This is a genomic window from Echinicola vietnamensis DSM 17526 (assembly GCF_000325705.1).
Taxonomy (GTDB): Bacteria; Bacteroidota; Bacteroidia; order Cytophagales; family Cyclobacteriaceae; genus Echinicola; species Echinicola vietnamensis.
The window spans coordinates 1,004,045-1,019,443 of the sequence record NC_019904.1 but is presented as its reverse complement, the minus strand read 5'-3'; the positions used below and the strand labels follow the sequence as shown (position 1 = coordinate 1,019,443).

At 44.8% G+C, this 15,399-nt stretch carries 12 protein-coding genes; 3 read left to right on the top strand and 9 right to left on the bottom strand.

The window, feature by feature from the left end:
* Window positions 1-461: 461 nt before the first annotated feature.
* The 8 genes from ECHVI_RS04295 to ECHVI_RS04265 all read right to left on the bottom strand — a co-directional run bounded on the left by ECHVI_RS04295 (window position 462) and on the right by ECHVI_RS04265 (window position 8,871).
* On the bottom strand, window positions 462-1,322 hold the full coding sequence (locus ECHVI_RS04295) for a ChaN family lipoprotein (protein ID WP_015264727.1): 861 nt from the start codon (window positions 1,320-1,322) through the stop codon (window positions 462-464).
* Window positions 1,323-1,409: 87 nt separating this feature from the next.
* Window positions 1,410-2,096, bottom strand: coding sequence for an ion channel (locus ECHVI_RS04290; RefSeq protein WP_015264726.1), 687 nt, complete (start codon window positions 2,094-2,096; stop codon window positions 1,410-1,412).
* A 117-nt stretch (window positions 2,097-2,213) separates the two neighbouring features.
* Window positions 2,214-3,011 (bottom strand): helix-turn-helix transcriptional regulator, encoded by a 798-nt coding sequence (locus ECHVI_RS04285; protein ID WP_245553423.1) that lies wholly within the window; start codon window positions 3,009-3,011, stop codon window positions 2,214-2,216.
* A 187-nt stretch (window positions 3,012-3,198) separates the two neighbouring features.
* Entirely contained in the window at window positions 3,199-3,627 is a 429-nt protein-coding gene (locus ECHVI_RS04280) for a hypothetical protein (protein WP_015264724.1), read from the bottom strand.
* Between the two features lie 286 nt (window positions 3,628-3,913).
* Window positions 3,914-4,429 carry a 5-(carboxyamino)imidazole ribonucleotide mutase gene (purE, locus tag ECHVI_RS04275; RefSeq protein WP_015264723.1) on the bottom strand — a complete coding sequence of 172 codons (516 nt, stop codon included), beginning with the start codon at window positions 4,427-4,429 and terminating at the stop codon, window positions 3,914-3,916.
* 3 nt (window positions 4,430-4,432) lie between these two features.
* Window positions 4,433-5,572 (bottom strand): 5-(carboxyamino)imidazole ribonucleotide synthase, encoded by a 1,140-nt coding sequence (locus tag ECHVI_RS04270; protein ID WP_015264722.1) that lies wholly within the window; start codon window positions 5,570-5,572, stop codon window positions 4,433-4,435.
* A 1,304-nt stretch (window positions 5,573-6,876) separates the two neighbouring features.
* Window positions 6,877-7,029, bottom strand: a complete 153-nt coding sequence (locus ECHVI_RS23590) for a lmo0937 family membrane protein (RefSeq protein ID WP_015264721.1) — start codon at window positions 7,027-7,029, stop codon at window positions 6,877-6,879.
* An 81-nt stretch (window positions 7,030-7,110) separates the two neighbouring features.
* On the bottom strand, window positions 7,111-8,871 hold the full coding sequence (locus ECHVI_RS04265) for a MutS-related protein (protein WP_041738306.1): 1,761 nt from the start codon (window positions 8,869-8,871) through the stop codon (window positions 7,111-7,113).
* A gap of 61 nt (window positions 8,872-8,932) precedes the next feature.
* Here ECHVI_RS04265 and ECHVI_RS04260 point away from each other — a divergent pair, with 61 nt between their 5' ends.
* Window positions 8,933-11,449 carry a pectinesterase gene (locus tag ECHVI_RS04260; protein ID WP_015264719.1) on the top strand — a complete coding sequence of 839 codons (2,517 nt, stop codon included), beginning with the start codon at window positions 8,933-8,935 and terminating at the stop codon, window positions 11,447-11,449.
* A 67-nt stretch (window positions 11,450-11,516) separates the two neighbouring features.
* Window positions 11,517-12,596 carry a BamA/TamA family outer membrane protein gene (locus tag ECHVI_RS04255; protein WP_015264718.1) on the top strand — a complete coding sequence of 360 codons (1,080 nt, stop codon included), beginning with the start codon at window positions 11,517-11,519 and terminating at the stop codon, window positions 12,594-12,596.
* 44 nt (window positions 12,597-12,640) lie between these two features.
* On the opposite strand, the gene ECHVI_RS04250 is transcribed toward ECHVI_RS04255, so the two are convergent.
* The gene (locus ECHVI_RS04250; RefSeq protein WP_015264717.1) at window positions 12,641-14,452 is read right to left on the bottom strand and encodes an arylsulfatase; all 1,812 of its coding nucleotides are present in this window, start codon (window positions 14,450-14,452) and stop codon (window positions 12,641-12,643) included.
* A 295-nt stretch (window positions 14,453-14,747) separates the two neighbouring features.
* Between ECHVI_RS04250 and nrfH the strand changes: the two genes are divergently transcribed.
* The gene (nrfH, locus tag ECHVI_RS04245; protein WP_015264716.1) at window positions 14,748-15,398 is read left to right on the top strand and encodes a cytochrome c nitrite reductase small subunit; all 651 of its coding nucleotides are present in this window, start codon (window positions 14,748-14,750) and stop codon (window positions 15,396-15,398) included.
* Window position 15,399: the final 1 nt, after the last annotated feature.

The following is a 15,399-nucleotide window of genomic DNA, read 5'->3' as shown; positions in this document are numbered from 1 at the left end:
TTTAAGAATACATCCTAACGCTTTAATGTTGCTAGGCCAACACAAAACGTCTAGGGCCTTAATCAGTCGAAAATCGAAAAAAGATCTATACGTTTAAAAAAACACCACAACCAATATTAGCCATGTTTTAGGGCATTTGCAATAAAACGATGGTGTCTTTACCTGAAAGCTTCCTGCCAGAGAAGTCTTCAATTCCAGCATTTTATGTTTATTCGTTATTCAATGATAGGTGATAGTAAATTCAATATACAAAAAAATACTTGTTTTATTTAATTTTAACTATTAATATTTATAAATTACTTATTTAAAAATTGATTAGTACAGAAGAGGCTTAACCTGAAAATACTTTAATTATGTGAATAGGTGAAACAGTAAAGGAATGATTTAGGGAGAAGAGTGTTTTAGGTTCAGACCATTAATCAGTTAGCCATGGCATACTATATAATAGAGAGGATGCCAGCCTAATAGGTTTTGGTCATGTTCTCATCCACACAAATGATAAAGTCCGCAAGTCCTTTATGATTTTCTTCCAGGGTTTTGACATCCTTTTGGACGACCATGGAAATGGTGATGAGGTCAAGTTGAGGTCGGTATTTTTTTAAGTACCAATATATCCCTTCATGATTATTGGAATGATAAGCACCATTGAAGTGAAAAAAAAGGTGTTCAGGTAGGTAGTTTTTTGAAATAAAATGAGCCATGGTGGCATCTTTAATGGCTTGGGCTTTTACCATATCCATGCTTCCATGGTCACCCATCATTTCCAGCATGTTTTGGTATCCTGGCAGCTGTGGGTCGAAAGGGATCGGTAACGGCGCTATCCAAGACTTTTCTTGCGCGGACAAACTGTCCAATGCCCCAAAGCCTCCCCTTTTGTAAACTGCACTGGCATATCTTCTAGGGATATTGGTGGCAATGAAACGGATACTATTTTCCTTGGCAAATTCCACCAATGGTGCATAATCCGTTTTGTAATTGGGCCATAGTCGGGCCAAACTGTCCAAGCCGTTTTGGTCAATTTTACCGGTCAGGTAGCGGTCCAAGGCCTCTTGATTGTCTGCTTCAAACATCTCCGCTCCCATCAGAAGGTCCCGCTCTTCCGCTAAATCTTTGCTGAGCTCCAATTGGAGCCAGTGGCTGATAGGATCATTATGGAGTTCACCAAAAAAGACCACATCTGCTTTTGAGATCTTTCTTACCAGTTTCTTGTAAGCGGTTTTTCTCCCCTTTTGATGATAGATCTTATAGGCTGGTTTTTGCTGGGACAAGGCCGAAGAAACGATCAAAATAGCTATGGCCACGAGTAAGGATAAACGCTTCATCACTAAAAATCATTTATGGTGGTAATGCTTCAATATTAGCCAGAATTTGGCATTATTCGAGTAGGATTTGGCCATAATTTTTTTCTATCACTTTTTGGGATTGATTTTGGAGGAAAACTTACTGATGAGAATTCCCACTAGCAGAACATTGTACAATTGGCTCAAAACGCCCAAAAATGAAACTGCCAGCCGGGTGGTGTGGAAGCTTGGCGTAATGTCCCCAAAACCGATGGAGGTCTGCACCACACTGGCCAAGTAGATAAGGTCCATGTAGGTGTTGGCCATTTTCGTGGTGTCCACGTTAGCAATAGAGCCTGGATGATTGTAAAACATAAACTGAAGTAGAAATACACTGATTTCGATCAACAAAAAGTAGCCGCATCCAGCGGCGAAGATGATATCTGCATTGACATAGCTGGGCCTGATCAGAAACTTCATGACCTCCCAAAATATCAACGAAAAGAAAGCCACATATAGCAAACTAAGGACCTGCATAAAAAACACATGGTCATTTAAAAACGCATGCGAAATCGGCAAGATGATGACCAAGGCCAGCAGGGCATTCTTGATAAAGATTTTCCATCGGCCCTTTTCCTTGAAGACTCCTACACTCGCTAGGCCCAAGAATAAAATGCTCAAGGGCCAAATATAGACAATGTATAAACTTAGGTTGCCAAAGAATACACCGGAATAAAGGTGGATGATCAAGGCAAAGACTAAAATTTCGTATTTTTTTCGCTCTAGGAGAAAAGGCAGGTTTTTTATCTGGAACATCTTAATGCTTATTTGGGCTTATGTCCAAAGGTGAAAAAATAATACTTTACCATATGCAAGGATTAGTCGAATTTTGCTCGAATAAAAGAAATTGATCAAACTTTTACCGTGGGCCTGTTAGATTAATCCTTCCATGACACATAAAGAAACCAGTTGGGCCATATTGGTTTGCTTGGTCTTTTTTAGAATATTCTTTCGATGAGTCCTTACAGTATATTCAGAAATATTGAGCGCTTCCCCGATTTCTTTGGCTCCTAGCCCCTTCGAAAAGTAAAAGATAATTTCCTGCTCTCTCTTGGTGAGGTTGGAGCCAAAACTACTGGCTGTAGTTTCGAAAAGGGTTTCGTCAAATTTTCCCGTCTGGCAATCGACGTTATAGAAGGACTTTTGGCCATTAAGGCCGATAAATGAAATATAATCGCTTTTGGCCACGCCAAGGTAAGAAATGTCCGTGTGGACACTTAGGATATGCTCAATGGTCCCGTCGCTGGAAACCGAAAGCACGTTTACCTGAAGCAGCATCGTGCGGTATCGATTATAACGGTCCTTCATCCGGTACATGTAAAGGATTTTATAATATGGGAGCTGATGCGTATCCCTAAATTTATCCAGAAAATCCTGGAGTACCATCTCTTTTCTTTTGACTTCGTCCATGTCCTCAGGAACGACACACTTTAGGAGCTCGCGGATCGTTGTATTTTCAGGATCCACTTCCATAAAGTTCCGTACACTGGGATGCACATACTCTAACTGAAGATTGTGCATGTTCAAAATGAAATAGAAAAAATCCCCAGGACTAAAAAGAGATGCAATATGTTTAATCTGTTGTACCGCTTGATAGGGTTGATACTTTTTGATCCGTTCAGAGTATCCCTCTTTCCACAATTCTATCAGATTATTAATTCGTCTTTCCATAATCACCATCACTGAATCAGGGTGCAAAGTTACCCTTTTTCTAAAAATAGGACTTTAGTCCTGAAATTAATGATTCTTTAACAAAAATTAGCTATTAAATGACATAAACCTACTGAATTAGTTCAGAAAATCTTTCGTTTTGCTACCTAGGGATTTAGGAAATAGATCGACCTATTGTACGTATATTTCAGGTAAGCCAACCTCTTTTTACACTGAAATTTGCCATCCAGACTAAAAATACGGCAATGACGATGACCATAATAGGCATCACGACTGCTCCTGGGCCATAGACTTCCATTGCGCGGGCAATGATGAGGCTATGAAACATTTGGATGATAATTCCGATCAGTGAAAGGATCAGGATATATTTGGCCCATTTTTTTCTTAGCAATAGGCCAATACATCCGAGGACACCTCCGAAAACGGCCACCGCAAAAGCCACTAAGGCCCAAGTTGGATAGACAGCATAAAGTTCCTGTTCAGTTTTTGGTAACGCAGCGATAGCCTCTTCAGTCATGCTAACGTGCATAAAGAAGGAACCTACTCCCAGCAAATTCCATAGAAGCAGTGTACCGGTAACTGCCCAGAACCAAATAGGGATACTCACTTTAGTCATGATGAAACTATTGAAGATGAACGATAAACCGATATAATATACTAAAAATTATGTATTTTCAATTGCAAAAAATGACCCACTATGGAAAATCCAACCGGAGGAGGTATGATAAGGGCCTGCTTTATAATTTAAAAATATTCCAACCCAAGTAAAGGAAAGAGCTTCCAAGAGCTTAAATTATCCATTCCGAGGGGTATACTGACAGGAGGTTACCCCTCGGAATTAATGGGGTTGCTTTGATGTGGGCACATGCGTCCACATCATTTGTGTAGAAGGTTAGCAGAAATTAATCATCCAAGGTATCTTTCCAACCTTTCAATTCTACATCACGAGCGGTTTCTTCTACTTTTTCGCGGAGCTCCTTCTTGAAGTTCTCCATGTTTTCGGCCACTTTAGCATCGTAAGCTCCCACCATGGAGGCGGCCAGGATACCTGCGTTTTTGGCGCCGTTTAAGGCTACGGTTGCCACAGGAATACCGGCAGGCATCTGCAAGATGGACAGGATGCTGTCCCACCCATCGATGCTGTTGGAGGATTTGATCGGTACGCCGATGACCGGCAATGACGTTAGTGATGCGACCATGCCAGGAAGGTGTGCAGCTCCTCCAGCACCGGCAATGATCACTTTTATGCCCCGCTGGCGTGCGCTTTCAGCATAGTCGATCATCCTTCTCGGAGTTCGGTGTGCCGAGACAATGGTCAGTTCGTATTGTACCCCTAGCTCTTCCAGTGCCTTGGCTGCCTCTGACATAATGGGGAGATCGGATTTGCTTCCCATGATGATTCCTACCTGCTTGCTCATGATTTATGCTTTTATTTTAATGCTGTTTTTTATTTTCAAGGCCTTGGCTTTCAAGGCTTCCACATTAGCTTCCAAAATAGTTACATGACCCATTTTTCGGAAGGGTTTGGTGATTTTCTTTCCATAAAGGTGGAGGTAAACGCCTTTTTCCTTCATGGCCTCGTCCATTCCTTCTACCACTGCTTCACCGGTAAATCCATCCTCTCCCAAAAGGTTTACCATGGCTGCAGGTGTCCGGAGTCCAGTGTTTCCTAATGGCATGCCCATCACCGACCGTAAGTGCTGCTCAAATTGCGACGTGAAATTGGCTTCGATGGTGTGGTGACCGCTATTATGGGGCCTGGGAGCAATTTCATTGACCAGGATTTCTCCTGACTTCGTGACAAACATCTCTACGGCCAAGATACCGATCATGTCCAGTTTGGTAATCACCTCTTTGGCCACTTCGATGGATGCCTGACTGATGGCATCAGAAATTTGCGCCGGCGCAAAGAGGAACTCTACGAGGTTTGCAGTGGGGTGGAAAGCGCACTCTACGGGTGGAAAAGCCACCAATTCTCCTTGTTCATTTCGGGAAACGATGACCGCAATTTCCTTGTCAAAGTCAATAAGCTTTTCCAATAGGCTGGGTGCTTCAAAAGCCTTTTCAAGGTCTGCTGGCGTCTTCAGAATCTGTACCCCTCTTCCATCATAGCCTTCCTTGCCCAATTTATTGACAGCGGGTAAGAAATCGGCTTGGGAGAGTACGTCTTCTTTGGTATCCGTCAGGACAAAATCAGCCGTAGGGATATTATGTTCTTTGTAAAATTGCTTCTGCTCTCGTTTGTCCTGAATCAGGCGGATTATTTCAGGTTGCGGAAAAACCTTTTTGCCTTCTTTGGCCAGTTGTTCCAGTGCCTCAGTATTGACATTTTCGATTTCAATGGTGATCACATCACACTTTTTGCCAAATGCATAAACCGTATCATAGTCGGTTAACTTCCCTTGGCTGAAATCATGACAGATGTGCTTACAGGGAGCATTCTCATCTGGATCGAGGATATGGATATCGATGTTATAGTTGATGGCGGACTGGATGACCATTCTCCCCAGCTGACCTCCTCCTACTATTCCTAATGTTTTTTGCTGATAATTATCTTGCACTTCTACACGTTTTTTGAAAATGATGCTTCAAAATTAAAACAAATTCTCTGTACCACGCACTTTCACTACATAATTTGTCCAACCCGTCGAGCTGGAGGAGCATTGGTACGGGAAATATATCTTGCATTTCTTCAAGTCAACATGGAGAATCTGGTTAAACTCACCTTAAGCATTAGCCTATTTTCTAAAAGGTGAAATTGCTTCAAAATCAGGTTGTTTCAGCGCTTACCACGATTCCTAATGCATAAACTGAAAAGTTATTTTAAGCCACGGATAAAAGGGATCAACACGGATTTGCAATGCCTCAAGCATCGTACCTGTGTACATCAGTGTTCATCCGTGACCAAAGAGCAAACACAGTAGGTAAGAAATACATTGAGTGGATCAACCTATATTACTGGAGGTGATAAATTTCTTTGGTTATGGGAACAATGATAGCCACCAAGGCTCAAAGGCACTAAGAATTATTTTCCTTTAGGCCTAGATTGCAGCATCCACTGGGTGAATATGGGAGGTTGTGATATGTTAATTTATGCGTGGCCTTACCATTTTTGGCCACGTGCCAGTCCCCAAACCCCACGCAGGAACCGAAGGCTGAAAGCCTTTCATCATCCTAGTCCAAGGCAAGGCCTTGGGGTGTAGTCGCCATAATTTCTTCCTTTCAGGCTAAAAGCCTAGTTCAGCACTTCGGTAAAGCTCGACTTGATGATCACTGGGATCAAGCCACTTTTCCAAGGAATGAATGTTGACATGCTCTTATGAAAAAAACTTTACACGGTTAAACAATGGCTTCCGCCATGGGTACTGAACGGGTTTTAGCGGAAATTTATGGGGAATAGGGTGGGAAATGCGGCTAAAACCCATGGCTATGGATGTGTCGCCCCTCCGGGGCTGGCTTTCTAGTATATATCATACACCATATCAGGGATCAAGCAATATTTTTGAGAGCAGCTTCCTTAATAGGATAGCTTTGTATCTATGAACTGGATGAATCCAAACTTTGCCGAGAAGCCCTCTTCATCAGCAAAGGCATGTGCATCGTAAACTTTTAAGTCACGTAAGGCACAGATAAAAGGGATCAACACAGATTTGCAATGGCTTAAGCATCCTATGTGTGTTTATCAGTGTATATCCGTGGCCAAAGAGCAACCAAAGATGGCAAAGCATAGGCACGGTGACCGAAATTGGCTCGGCCCACCTTTCCCGTTAGATCTGTGATTACCATCGTTTGTAATGAAGCTGAAAGAAAAACCGCCAACCTGAATGCAGATTGGCGGTTTGATAGTTGGTTTCTTACGCGATTACTAGACCGATCGGCCTCCAATAAGGCGGAACAGCACGGCGATTACGGCAAGTACCAACAAAATATGTATTAATCCTCCGACACTGTATACGAAGGCACCAAATATCCATCCTATTATCAAAATCAATGCGATCAAATATAATAAAGAACTCATAACTAAGGTTGTTTAGTGAAACAATTGGTTTATAAGTATTTATAAACAATTGCTATGCCAAAACTACCAAAGACCTGTAATTTACTGAAAGCGAATACCCATCAATTCCATCAATTTATGGGCATTGAAGCTCGGACAAGGGCCATTTTTTATCTTGTAATCAAAAAGGATTTCATTGTCTTTTATATCACTATGAAAGCTATAGTTTACTAAACTTGGGATTTTATCTGATAATTCAGCTAATTCGATATCATGCGTACTGATGATGCCTTTGCTATGGCTATCTGCCAGTTGCCTGATCAGGGCTTCACTGCCCATGACCCGGTCGGTGGTATTGGTGCCCTTCAAAATTTCGTCCAAAAGGTAAAAGACCGGTTGTTGTTTTTCGGCTTGATCCAATAAACGTTTGATGCGGGCCAGCTCAGCATAAAAGGAACTGACACTTTCCCCGAGGTTATCGGTATTTCTCATGCTGGTAAACAACCAAAAAGTCCCACTTTCATAGGATTTGGCAAAAGGGCTAAGGCCAAGGTTGGCCAGTACCATATTGATCCCAACCGTGCGCATAAAGGTGGTTTTCCCGGACATGTTGGAGCCAGTCAGCAGGACGGTTTGCTTCTCGGAGGATAGGTTAAAATCATTGCCTACGCATACCGAGGGCGACAATAACGGATGCTTGAGTCCAGAGACGTTTAGGATCATTTTATCCGACCAGCTGACAGGGCAATTCAAGGCCTCTTCTCGGGTAAAGGCTGCCAAGGACACCAAAACCTGCCACTCTTGGAAGGCTTCTTCCCAGCGTTGTACTTTGCTGGCATGTTTCTGCTTCCACTGCTCCAATGAAAACAAGACGCCAAAATCCACCAAAAAGAGCAAATCAAAGATCATGTACATCATATTGGCACGATTCTGCACCATAAAGCTACGCTGTTCCAAGCTTTTCAAGGCGGCTGAAGCGCGGTAGTCTCCTTCCAATACAGGAGATTGGAGGCTTTTCAAATAGGGATCTTGAAAATCCAATTGTTCCAATTCCTGGGCCCATATGCTGTAGGTTTTCAGGTCTCCTTCATCGGGCATGTTTTTAAAGGCCACCAGTAAGGGCTGAAAGATCAATCCCAGCAGTGCTGTACCCGCCAGCATCCAGATCAAAAGGTAAGCTACTGGCCAGTCCAGGTATAACCATCCTCCCAAAAAGGCAATGCCCCCAATGGGCCCGGCAATAAATGGCAGCCAATAAAACGTCCTCCAGGCATTTGGCATCTTCAGCCAATCATAAAACGGTTTCTTGGATTTTTCCTCTTTGACAAATGCCTTTCCCGTGGCTTCAAATTTTTTGATAAAATCTGCGTGAGTAGAGAGTTCCTTGATGGCAGTATATCGCTGCTGGGCTTTCTCAGGATCGATGGGTGCCTTCATCCATTGTGCCAGCAACTTCCTGCCGCCGTCTCCAGTGGTGTGGTTGATCAGCTGAAACAGGGAATGCTCACCAAACAAGTCCAGGTCATTGGAAAAAGGATGCTTTTTGTCCTTAAAGGCTTCCCCACCGTCAAAGTCAGCGAGCTGTCGTTCTTTTCTTCGTTGGCGTTCATCTTCCATGTTGGCCACAGCCTGCAGAAATGCTTGACGGTCCTTTTGAAGGTTAAAGAGTAGGATCAAGTAAATGAAAAGTCCCGCCATGGGGAAAAAGAAAAACAAGAACCACCTGACTTCCGTGAGGCCGATGATGGTCAGGGCCACGATGCCCAAAAACAAGATCATCCGGGCCAGTGCTAAGCTGGCAATTTTTCGCTTGCAAGTACGTAGTTCTTGAGAAGTATTGGTGGTGTGGAGGTCTAGTTTCATGCCCAAATATAATATAAAGTGTAAAACAGGTTTGTTCACAGGTAATTTTTATCTTCATGGTATGAAAAATTACTTAGGTCTAGGGCTTTTCTTTTTACTTCCCCTATTAAGTTGGGCACAAGATGCTTATGTGGCACTTGATCCCTCCGATCCCATTGTTTTTGGTGGTGACCATATCCGCTACCAGGGAGCACGCATTGCCCTTGGGCCAAAAGCCTTTTTCGTGGATGGCCAGCTCAGCGATGCGGCGGCTGACAAGTGGCCATTTGTGTTCAATTCCATCCAAGAAGCAGCCAACCACCTTACCGATGGCACGGAGGAAAACCCTATGGTTTTGTACATCGCACCGTATGTGTACTGGATTGATGATCCCGATGATCCTGAAATCAGGGTTCCAAAAGAGGGCAGGCCGGTACCTTACGGAATGGAAATCGCCTGTGAGTGGTTGACCTTTCGCGGGCTAAATGCGCATCCAGAAAATGTTGTTTTGGCCAGTAACCGTGGCCAAACCTTGGGGGCCAAAGGTAATTTTACCATGTTCCGGTTTGATGGCGAAGGGACCGCTGCAGAGAACATTACCTTTGGCAACTACTGCAATGTGGACTTAACGTATCCTTTGAAGCCCACGCTGAATCGAAAACGGCGCGCCAATGCCATTGTCCAGGCCCAGCTCATTCATTGTAATGGAGATAAAATTGTGGCCCGAAACACGCATTTTATCAGTCGCCTGAACCTTTGTCCGTTTGTGGGAGGAAAACGGGTATTCTTTGATCAATGTCACTTTGAGTCCACCGATGATGCCCTTTGCGGTACGGCCGTGTATAAGAACAGTACATTGGAGTTTTACAGCTCCAAGCCGTTTTACCACACAACGGGCACGGGAGCGGTTTTTCTTAATTGTGACATTCGGTCTTTTACCGGTGGAGCGCAGTATTTTACCAAGGCAAATGGTCAGGTAGCGGTCATCGACACCCGGGTTACCGCTTCCCAGATGACGTCCTTGGCATGGCGTGATGATCCACCAGCCCAGACGAAGAATTACCAGTATCATGTAACCATAAATGGGAAGCAGGCTTCAATTGGATCAGACCATCCACAAAATACCGTCGACCTCGGCCATAAACCGCTCCTGCAGGCTTATCGGCTGGAGCTGGAAGACCGCGTGCTTTACAATACCTATAACCTTCTCAAAGGAGACGATGAATGGGATCCCGAAGAGATCAAGGAAACGGTCAAAGCAGCAGCCTCTTCCCGGGATAAAAACCTGACCGACATACCTGTCCAGCTCAGGATAACGGCTTCTTCCAAGCAGTTGGAAACCACCAAGGACACCGCTTGGCTGGAAACTTCCTTTTTTCGTTTTGGCAACTACCCCGCTGCTCCCCAGCCCGTTCAGTGGGAAGTTTCAGCAGGGGATAAAGACAAGGTATCCCTGGTGTCACATGAAGAGGGGAACCGATTGGAGGTAGTCCCAGCCAACACAACTGATATTCCCCATAAAGTAGTGCTGAGGGCTTTTACGGCTGCTGGTTTAGAAGCGGCATATGCGTTGGAAATATTTCCAGCTAAACTGCCACCGCCCACCTTTGCCAAACCACCCCATATTCAGTTTGATTCCACGGGCCATCTGATGGTGGATTATGCACTTTCGGACTCTGGTTATGCTGACCAATCGGAAATATCTTGGTACAGAAGTATGGATCGAGATGGTAAGCATCCCATAAAAATCGCGGTTTCAAGGGCCAATAAACCGCTCTTAAAATACCAGCTCACGGCTGGGGATATAGGGAGATTTATAACGGTGGGCATTGCACCGAAGCATCTTCGGAGTGATGCAGGCCCCGAAAAGCGGATGACTTTACAAGTGCCCATCCAAGCCACAGATGTCAAAGCGGATCCGCATGTCCTGGAAACCGACTTTAGCACTTTGGCCGTGGAGAACCAGCCCAAGGTCATTCCGGGCTACTGGACATTTGATACCTTGCAATCTTCCGGCTATCGGTCTTCCTATCAGCCCACTGATGCTTGGGTGTACGGTGAAGGGACCGGTGGAGCAGATGGCTTGGAGGGTTTGGTACAAACGGCGAGAATGGGGTCGATGAGTTACTCGCCCATGCTGGAGAAAGTGGAGGATATGGCGGTTTCTATGGTGGTTTCACCACATAAAACTGCCGGTCAAGGATTCAGCGTGGCACCGCTTTATATGGATGTCCTGATCAAATTTGACCCGGTGACCAAAACAGGGTATGGACTTCGAATAGTACGCACGACCAAATTTTCTAATGCAGTGGATTGCCAATTGATTCGGTATGAGCAGCATCGTGTCACGCCCATCAGTGAGCCCGTCTCCACCAGCGCATTCCGGGCGCCCTGTCACATCTCCCTCAGCGTTACCGGAAGTACGATGTCCGCTCAAGTTCGAACCGAAGCGGATTATGATCGGAGCCAATATCCCAAAGCAGTCCTAGATGAGGTGTCCTTAAATGCCAATATTGAACGAAATGAGCAGGGAGGTTTTGGTATCGAATATAATGGTGGCTCGACCACAATGATCAATAAAGTGACGTTGAAATGGTGATGTGGCGGAAGAATTCATGAGATTATTATTATATTGATATCAAACCTTTTGCACCACTTCCACTTTTATGAAGAATTTTAAGTTTTTGCTTCCTGCTATTATCCTTGTGTTTTCCGTGTGTCAGGTGAATGGACAGGATACTACCGACAGCACTGCCACTCAAGAAGCGCATGCCAAGAAGGTTGATTTCAGCCTGATGCCTTTTCTGAGTTACAACCGTAACCTGGAACTTATGTTTGGAGTCATTCCGATGATGATGTATAAGTTGGATCCATCAGATAGCATTTCTCCAAAGTCCTTGTCGGGATTATCGGCCATTTATACCACGAATGGATCCTATTTTATTGCCGGGTTTAACCGATGGTACCTGAAAGAAGACCAATGGCGGATTTCCCTTTTTGGACTGACCGGCGACAACAATTCGCAGTTCTTTATGGATGATGTCGACACGCCAGGATTTTACGATTACGGAACCAAGACGACCATCGTTAGTGTGGGCGTCCAGCGTCAAATTGTGAAGGCCTTTTACGGGGGCATTACGTATACCTTTTCGCATTATGACACCCAATACGAAGACAATGTACAGCCACCGTCCACCACACGAACCAATGGGTTGGAAGTAAATCTTTTGCTGGATACCCGGGATGCAGTATATTATCCCACTACAGGGAAGCGTTCTCGATTACGGTGGATTACTTATCCTGAAGGGGTGGGCAATGAAGTATCTGCCAATAAAATCCTGTCCGAATACAATCAGTATTTCTCGATGCGGGACGACCAGGATGTCTTAGCCGCGAGGTTTTCGGGGAAATTTGGGCTAGGCGATATTGCCTTTGAGCAACAAGTGACCGTGGGCGGAAAAGACATCCGCGGATACTCCCAAGGCAAATACCGGGGAGATGGCCTGATGGCATTCCAAGGAGAATACCGCTATAACCTGAATGAAAAAATGGGGCTGGTAGGTTTTGCAGGGATGGCCACCATTTACGGTTCGGATACGGATAGTTTTAATTGGAAGCTATATCCAGGCGCAGGAGTGGGCTACCGCTACCGGGCCTTTAAGACGGTGAAGTTTAACATTGGCTTGGATGCAGCCGTGGGCAAGGATGATTGGGGCGTCTATTTCCGAATTGGAGAGGCCTTTTAAAGAAGCCCTTACCTGCTACGTCTCACCAAAAGTAGTCAAAACGCTTATTGATCATCATTTTCCCTTTTCACTTCCACCCAAAAGGGGAGAATCTTTTTCCCTTTAACGGAATAGAAAGGGACAAAATCGCCTTTCATGTCTTCCAGGGAAACATTCTCCATGGTGACCCAATCGGAGCTGGTATCCACCTGCATGCTAAATACACGAGGCCCTACTTCCAGTAGCATGTCTCCACCGGCGGGCACAGGATTCAGAAACTTAAATTTGATCGTGTATTTTCCTTGGTGACTTTTTACGTACCATTTGCCATAAATTTCCTCTTGACTCCAGATGTCCCGTGCTCCGCCGGCATCGTTCCTGTTTAAGATGGATGGATTTTCTGCTGGATGCCCAATTTCGATCACCGGTTGGTGGATCAAGTGAGGAGACGCAATCAACTCACGGTACAAGGTATCCAGCGTGTTTTTTAGTTGCTGTGTTTCTGCAGGTTTTTTACGGCTAAGATCCTGCTGTTCGGCATGATCACTACTGATGTCATAGAGCTGAAAGTCATCCCACTTGGCATCATAATCGGCATAGGCCACCAGCCTGAGGGGGCCTTTTTGGAGTGCCATGTTTTGGTATTGCTCAGGATACCTTCTCGTCCAATAAAAAAACAGTGGCCTATCGGCCCAATTTACGGATTCTCCTTCCAAAAGTGGAACCAAGCTATGGCCATCAATTTTCCTGTCTTCGGGAAGTGGGGCGTGGCATAGGGCTGACAAGGTCGGAAGCACATCCATATGCGTGCCAGCGGTGGTAATGGTTTTGGCTGAAGGGTATTTTGATGGATATTTAAGCAAAAAAGGTGTTCTTACCCCTCCCTGATAAACGGTGGCCTTTTTTCCACGCATCCCAGCCAAGTATCGGTAGTGCTGTGGGCCATTGTCGGTCATAAAGATAACAATGGTATTTTCTTCAAGGGAAAGGGCTTTCAGTTGTTGAAAAAGCCGTCCGAGGTTGTCATCGATGTTTTCGACCATGGCGTATACTCTGCGGGCATGCTCTTTGTCGCTTTCCGTCATTTCTTGGGAAGGCATCATGGCCTCATCCAGGCCTGAAGTTGGATCGATGTCTTTGTATTTTTGGTAATATTCGTCAGGGACCTGTAGCGGAGTATGGGGAGCGTTTAAGGACAAGTAAACGAAGAAAGGCTGCCTTTTTTCTCCTCCATCATGATCCGAGACGAATGCGATTGCCTCTTGGGTAAAAATGTCGGTACAGTATCCTTTATATGATTCCTGTTGGCCATTGTGCCATAAAACCGGGTCAAAATAGCTGCTGTCACCTTGGTAATAGGTGGTAATATCACCTACCTGGCCCATTCCTCCTGATAGATGGATCACTGATTCGTCAAACCCTTGGTCCATCGGTCGGGAGGGGTAATTATCGCCCAAGTGCCACTTTCCAAAAATACCTGTACGATACCCCGCATCTTTGAGCATTTCTGCTATGGTCACCTCCTCGGTGGCCATGATGGCGCCCCCATTGTATGTGTCCCTGATGCCAGTACGTAAAGAATACCTTCCCGTCATAAGGCTCGCCCGAGTCGGGGCACAAACGGGAGAGACGTAAAACTGATCAAAAAACATGCTTTCTTCCGCCAATCCGTCCAATACCGGGGTTTGAACATGTGGATTACCCGTAAATCCAAAATCACCATAGCCCTGATCGTCTGTCATGATTAGGATGACATTTGGCCGGGTATTTTCTTGGGCCATGCTGTGCTTCAGGGGGGATATGCCAAGGTAAAGTATAACGACAAGGAAAAATGCTGCTTGATTGATGTCCTTATATTGAAAGCAAGTTGACTTCATGGGATTTTTAGAGGGGATTGATTTTTCGAACAAACCTACTAAAATAGGGCTTTAGCACAAAAAGGAATGAGCAAAATCATCAGTATATTTTAGGTGGTATGTGGTGAACAAATAGATCAATTTTATTTACATTTTACTCCTTTATGCCAATAATTAATGAAAATTGGTCAATTTTTAATGTTTTTGACTCAATAAAACGGACTAAAATAATTATCTTGATAGTGCTTATAGTCAGTTACTTGTTCGCCTTGTGTCGGGTGAATGAATACTTTTTAAAATTTAAAAAACACAAACCATGGGCTTTTGGCAGACCACAAAAAGGAGGCTTTTTCAGTGGAACCTGGTTCCACCGCATCGCTGGCGCAAACCGGCGATCGTACTGGTGGCGGCGATAGTGGGCTTGGGGATTTATGTGTTGAAGCTCAGTAATGCTGCTTCTTATCTTTCCGATGCCCCCCAAGCTTGTGTCAATTGTCACCTGATGACGCCCCAATACATCACGTGGACCCACAGTTCTCACCGTGAAGTGGCGCATTGTAACGATTGCCACGTGCCTCATGACAACGTGTTTAACAAATATTTCTTCAAAGCAAAGGACGGACTTTACCATGCATCCATTTTTACGCTGAGGAAAGAGCCCGAAGTCATCAGGGCACTGGCGCCCTCCCAAGCGGTGATCCAAAGTAACTGTATCCGCTGCCATCAGGATCAGGTCACTGATGCCAAAATGATGGTTTTTGTGGAGCATCACAAGGAAAAGCGAACCGATCGCACTTGTTGGGAATGCCATCGGGATGTGCCGCATGGCAAAGTCAAAAGCCTTTCGTCGGTAGGCTATCAAATTGAACCCATTAAAGAATATGCTCCCAAAGACCAGGAGGTGATTCCTGCTTGGCTAAGATCCTCCATGCAAAAACAAACCAATCAACACGAATCAAACGATTAGG